Origin of the sequence: Methylobacterium sp. WL18, assembly GCF_008040015.1 — a bacterium.
Classification (GTDB): Bacteria; Pseudomonadota; Alphaproteobacteria; order Rhizobiales; family Beijerinckiaceae; genus Methylobacterium; species Methylobacterium mesophilicum.
The window spans coordinates 1-3,101 of record NZ_VRVD01000562.1; the positions used below are offsets into that span (position 1 = coordinate 1).

The window sequence follows — 3,101 nt, forward strand, 5'->3', positions numbered from 1 at the left end:
CTCGACGCCGCCGGCTACGGCCGCCCCCGCACCGACCCGCGGACGGTGCTCGACCGCCTCCGGGCCCAGGCCTGACCCGTCGTTCCGTTCGCCACCCGAGCAACTACCCAAGCGATCACCCGAGCCACAGGAGCACGACCGATGATGCCGCAGATGCCCCACACCGCCGCCTGGAAGACCTTCACCCTGGTGAGCTTCACCGCCGCCGCCGCCATGCTGGCGATCGGGATCTTCTTCCTGCCCGCCGATATCTGGATCAAAGGCTACCTCGCCATGGCGGCGCTCTTCCTCACCGGCACGACCTTCACCCTGGCCAAGACCCTGCGCGACGAGCACGAGGCGAGCCGGCTGATCAACAAGATCGAGGACGCCGCCGCCGAGCGGGTGCTGCGCGAGGCCGTGCCGGGCCGGTTGTGACGGCGGCCCCCGCCCTGTCTCAGGCCGTGGCGGCCAGGAACGCCGCCACGGCGTCCGAGAATTCCGGGGTGCGCAGGTAGCCGTAGGATTTGTGTCGGTTCTCGGTGCCGTCCGGCCTGCGGTAGGCGTTGATCACCGGCAGGTCCCGCACCCGGACCCCGGCGGCGTTCGGCGGGTAGGTCTCGGCGAGGTCGTCGCCCACCGTGGCGATATCCTGGCGGTCCATCAGGTTGGTCCAGGCCGTGACCGCCGCCGGCACGCGCAGGTCGCCGTGCTCGCCCGCGAGCTTCAGCTTCAATTCGGCGAGCCCCAGGGGCGAGCCGAGGGTGACCAGGGTGCAGCGGGGCAGGGGAGTCCCGTCCCGCTCGGCGGCCCGGAGCACGTCGTAGGCGATCAGCCCGCCCATCGAGTGCGCGGCGATCAGCACGTCGCGGTCGGCCGCCTCGGTCAGGGCCTCGCGCAGGCGCGCGCGGGCGGCGGCCCGGAACGCCGCGTCCGCGTGATAGCCCCAGAGGTCGTCGAGGCGGTATTCGAGGATCAGGTCGTCGACCGGCGTGAACCCGGTGGCCTCCTCCAGGTAGGAGAGGCCACGGTAGATCCGGTCCGTGAGGGTCGGCTCGGCCTGCTCGGGGGCGTCCGCCGGGGACGGGAACGGGCCGGTGCCGGAATCGGCATCGTAGGGCTCGCGGTTGCGCCCGCCCGCCAGGGGCTCCGGGTAGCGCAGGTCCGCCCAGTACACGAAGGTGAACGGCACCTCCGGCGGCGCGGCGCCGCGATTGCGGGCGAGGCCTTCCAGGATCGCCGCACGCCACCAGGCGGCCTTCTCATCCCGGGGCGGCTTGTTGGCGAGCCCGTGGATGCCGATGAGTGTCGTCCGGCCCAGGGCCCGCCCTCCCGGATCGCGATGCGTCCGCAGACGGGAGGTAGCGCCGAAATCCCGCGCCGGAACTGCGACGAATGCTGCGCCGGCTCTCCAGCGCGTCGAAGGAGTGCCGCCCGTCCCCGCGAAGAAACCGCGCGGTCAGTCGAACAGGCTCGAGACGCTGGCCTCGGTGGCGGTCCGGCCGATCGCCTCGCCGAGCAGGGGCGCGATGGTCGCCACCCGGATGTTGCGGGCGAGCTTGACGGCCTGCGTCGGCTGGATCGAATCGGTGATCACCAATTCCTTCATCCGCGAGGCGGCGATGCGCGAGACCGCGCCGCCGGAGAGCACGCCGTGCGTGATGTAGGCCGACACGTCCTTGGCGCCGGCCTTGAGCAGGGCCTCGGCGGCGTTGACCAGGGTGCCGCCGGAATCGACGATGTCGTCGACCAGGATGCAGGATCGGCCCTCGACCTCGCCGATGATGTTCATCACCTCGGATTCGCCCGGGCGCTCCCGGCGCTTGTCGACGATGGCGAGCGGGCAGTCGATCCGCTTGGCGATGGCCCGGGCGCGCACGACGCCGCCGACATCCGGCGAGACCACCATGCGGTCGGCACTCGGCAGCCGCTCCTTGATGTCGCGCACCATCACGGGGGCGGCGAACAGGTTGTCGGTGGGGATGTCGAAGAAGCCCTGGATCTGGCCGGCATGGAGGTCGAGGGTCAGGACGCGGTCGGCCCCGGCCTCGGTGATCAGGTTCGCCACCAGCTTGGCCGAGATCGGGGTCCGGCCCGAGGTGCGCCGGTCCTGCCGGGCGTAGCCGAAATACGGGATCACCGCCGTGATGCGCCGGGCCGAGGATCGACGCGCGGCGTCGATCATGATCAGCAGCTCCATCAGGTGGTCGTTGGCCGGGAACGAGGTCGACTGGACGATGAACACGTCCTCGCCGCGCACGTTCTCCTGGAGCTCGACGAAGATCTCCATGTCGGCGAAGCGCCTGACCATGCACTTGGCCAGCGGCAATTCGAGATAGGCGGCGATCGCCTCGGCCAAGGGCCGGCTCGCGTTGCCGGCGATGATCTTGATCGAGGATTTCATGACGTCCGCCCACTCGCGGCCGAGCTTCGCGCCGCGCTCCGAATACCGGCCCGCACCGGGCCGGATGGATCTGATGACGGGCGAGGCTCTTAGCAGCGGGCCGAAGGTGTCACAATGCCTTCACGGGCGCGCCGCACAGGCGCGCGCCCGGACCGGCCGGTGCCGGAGTCCGGCTCAGGCGACCGGCGGCTCCAGCAGCCGGTGCAGGTGGACCACGAAGTAGCGCGTCTGCGCGCTGTCGACGGTGGCCTGCGCCTTGGCCCGCCAGGCGGCCTGGGCGGTGGCGTAGTCCGGGAAGATGCCGACGATGTCGAGGCCCTTGATGTCCCGGAACCGGACGCCGTCGAGGTCCTGCAACTCACCACCGAAGACCAGATGGAGCTTCTGATCGCTATCGATCGCCGTCGCCATGACCTCTCCTCTCGATGTCCCGCCCGCGGCGCTCGCAGATGGCAGCCGCCCGGTCAAGCCCGAATGTCCGTCCCACGTCGCGGAACAACCGTGGGCCGGTATGCCCCCGGGACGGCTCCATCAGCGGTTCAGGATCCGGCCGCTCGGGGCGCCCCTGGGGGGACCCGGACGCGGCGATGCGGCGGGTACGACACCACCCCGCGCCCATGCTAGGGGCGGGACATGACACGCATGCTCCTCCGCGTCGCCGCCCTCACGCTCGGGCTCTGCGCCGTGCCGGCGCTGGGGCAGCCGGCCGCCAAGGCGC

At 71.3% G+C, this 3,101-nt stretch carries 4 protein-coding genes; 1 reads left to right on the top strand and 3 read right to left on the bottom strand.

The window, feature by feature from the left end; genetic code table 11:
• Nucleotides 1-141 precede the first annotated feature (141 nt).
• Nucleotides 142-417, top strand: a complete 276-nt coding sequence (locus FV228_RS24995; RefSeq protein WP_007563059.1) for a YiaA/YiaB family inner membrane protein — start codon at nucleotides 142-144, stop codon at nucleotides 415-417.
• Between the two features lie 19 nt (nucleotides 418-436).
• Here the strand turns inward: FV228_RS24995 and FV228_RS25000 are convergent, their stop codons facing one another.
• The 3 genes from FV228_RS25000 to FV228_RS25010 form a co-directional block, all read right to left on the bottom strand.
• Entirely contained in the window at nucleotides 437-1,333 is an 897-nt protein-coding gene (locus FV228_RS25000) for a hypothetical protein (protein WP_187277895.1), read from the bottom strand.
• A 105-nt stretch (nucleotides 1,334-1,438) separates the two neighbouring features.
• Nucleotides 1,439-2,383: a ribose-phosphate pyrophosphokinase gene (locus tag FV228_RS25005; RefSeq protein WP_147857021.1), complete on the bottom strand. Its 945-nt coding sequence runs from the start codon at nucleotides 2,381-2,383 to the stop codon at nucleotides 1,439-1,441.
• Between the two features lie 174 nt (nucleotides 2,384-2,557).
• Nucleotides 2,558-2,794 carry a DUF4170 domain-containing protein gene (locus tag FV228_RS25010; protein ID WP_147857022.1) on the bottom strand — a complete coding sequence of 79 codons (237 nt, stop codon included), beginning with the start codon at nucleotides 2,792-2,794 and terminating at the stop codon, nucleotides 2,558-2,560.
• Nucleotides 2,795-3,101: the final 307 nt, after the last annotated feature.